This is a genomic window from Mesorhizobium sp. M7A.F.Ca.CA.002.05.1.1 (assembly GCF_003998335.1).
In the GTDB taxonomy this organism is placed as follows: Bacteria; Pseudomonadota; Alphaproteobacteria; order Rhizobiales; family Rhizobiaceae; genus Mesorhizobium.
Genome location: NZ_RZQI01000966.1, coordinates 1 through 2,180 on the forward strand (window position 1 = coordinate 1; position 2,180 = coordinate 2,180).

Sequence of the window (2,180 nt, forward strand, 5' to 3'; positions counted from 1 at the left end):
GCCCGATCAGTATCATCAGGTCGCCCAGCGTCATCGAGAACACGCCGCCCGACATCATACTGAAGGAGAAGACCTCGCTCGCCCACGGATCGTCACCGCTGCCGAAAATTCCCAGCAGTCCGAGGTTGTAGAGCACGAAAGGCACGATCAGCAGCGGAATGGCACCGAACATCTGGCGTCTCCATGTGGGGGCGATCCTTTGTAGAATGCGCCATGGCCACGTCGTCAAGATGTTTCGCCATCAGCGCTGAACACGGTCGAAGACCGCACGCAACAACCATGTCAGCCGGTTGCCGGCCGAAGGATTTGCAACGCCGGCGGTGCACGCCTCGAAATGCGCTGCCGTCCGGCCCAAACGCAAAAGGACCAGCCACCGGCCGGTCCTTATGGAAATTCAAACCTTTGAAAAAGCTGGTCTCAGCTTTCCTTGGGCGTCAACACCTGACGACCGCGATACATGCCGGTCTTCAGGTCGATATGATGCGGACGGCGCATTTCGCCGGAATTCTTGTCCTCGACATAGGTCGGGGCCTTGAGGGCGTCGGCCGAGCGGCGCATGCCGCGCTTGGACGGAGAGGTTTTACGTTTCGGAACGGCCACGGATATGCTCCACTACATGGTCAAAAGCCCCGCCCGCCCTCGTGAAAGGGCCATGTCGGGGCCTAAATCTGAGAAAGTCGGGTGCCTATACACGCCCTGTGCCGTTTTGGCCAGCACTGGCGCGAATTTTTTTGGATCGGCTAGCGGAGACAACCGACATAGGCGCCGGAGCGGCCGGCGCGCCGCTCGATCAGATTGGCGAGCCGCCTCAAGCCAGGCCCGGGTTTGGCCGGATTGCGGGCGATCGGATTTGGCAAGGAAACCGCAAGCAAGGCGGCCTGCCGTCGCGACAGCTGTTTTGCCGAAACGCCAAAATGGTGCTGTGCCGCGGCCTCGATGCCGTAGATGCCCGGCCCCCACTCGGCGATGTTGAGGTAGATTTCCATGATGCGCCGTTTCGACATCACCGCATCGAAATAGACGGCCAGCGGCAATTCGACCACCTTGCGCACCGAGCCCAGCGGCCGCGACCACAGAAACAGGTTCTTTACCGTCTGCATGGTGATGGTCGAGGCACCGCGCGTCGCTTCGCCGGCCAGCGCGTCGTCGACGACGCCTCTCAGCTCGCCGAGATCGACGCCACGATGAAAGCAGAACTGCCCATCCTCCGACATGATGACGGAATTGGCCAGCACCGGCGACACGTCGTCGATCGACACCCAGCGGCGGTCGTAACCGGAGAACGTCGCCAGATCCTTCAACATCAGCGTCGAGACAGGATGCACGAAGAACGGCAGGTAGAGAAAGGTCAGCACGACCGGAATCAAAGCCAGCACCGCGGCCACGACGATGCCGCGCCGGACCCAGCGTTTGAGACCGCGGCGATTTACGCCTCGCGATCTCGTCGCCATGTCCAGCTTTTCGGTTTCATGATCGACGATCGGTTCCGCCAAGCCGCCCAACCCGTGCCAGAGAGCTCGTTTTGAAACGCGCTCCTGTGAGTCATGTGACGGTGTTTTCGAGAACCGGAGCGGAGCGTACATTAGAGTACGCAAGCACCGGAAGCGCAGAAAACGCCCTCAGATGACCGCAGGAGCAGAGTTTCCAAACGGGCTCATACTGCTCCGGCATAATGGCGCTTGCCTTCTTGCGCAACGTCTGAGTGTCGGCTACCGGTCCCGGCCATGACGAATGACGACCAAATGGCGTTCGAAATGGCGCTCATCCGACGCGCTGCCGCCGTCGAGGTGCTGCTGCGGCGGCTGCTCGACGACCGCGCGCTTTCGGGCGAGATCGCCCGGCCTGAGCGGTTGATGGCAGCCATGCGGCACGGCGTGCTGAACGGCGGCAAGCGCCTGCGGCCCTTCCTGGTCATGGAAAGTGCCGCCCTTTTTTCCGCCGATGGCGAGGCGACACTGCGTGTCGCCGCCGCACTTGAATGCGTGCATTGCTATTCGCTGATACACGACGACCTGCCCGCCATGGACGACGATGACCTGCGTCGTGGCCAGCCGACCGTGCACAGAGCCTTCGACGAGGCGACCGCCATCCTGGCTGGCGATGCCTTGCTGACGCTGGCCTTCGACGTCATCGCCGGCGAGGCGACCGCCCTGCCCGCGGAGCGGCGGGCGGCCCTGGTG

General features: G+C 62.4%; 3 protein-coding genes. 1 reads left to right on the plus strand and 2 read right to left on the minus strand.

Annotated features, from left to right (window positions below; genetic code table 11):
• Window positions 1-417: 417 nt before the first annotated feature.
• A complete protein-coding gene (gene rpmF / locus EN939_RS31220) occupies window positions 418-600 on the minus strand; it encodes a 50S ribosomal protein L32 (RefSeq protein WP_008834724.1) in 183 nt (60 codons plus the stop codon).
• A gap of 140 nt (window positions 601-740) precedes the next feature.
• Window positions 741-1,502, minus strand: a complete 762-nt coding sequence (locus EN939_RS31225) for a transglycosylase domain-containing protein (protein WP_127271462.1) — start codon at window positions 1,500-1,502, stop codon at window positions 741-743.
• A gap of 222 nt (window positions 1,503-1,724) precedes the next feature.
• Between EN939_RS31225 and EN939_RS31230 the strand changes: the two genes are divergently transcribed.
• The coding region (locus tag EN939_RS31230; RefSeq protein WP_206524057.1) for a polyprenyl synthetase family protein at window positions 1,725-2,180 on the plus strand (456 nt) is incomplete at its 3' end.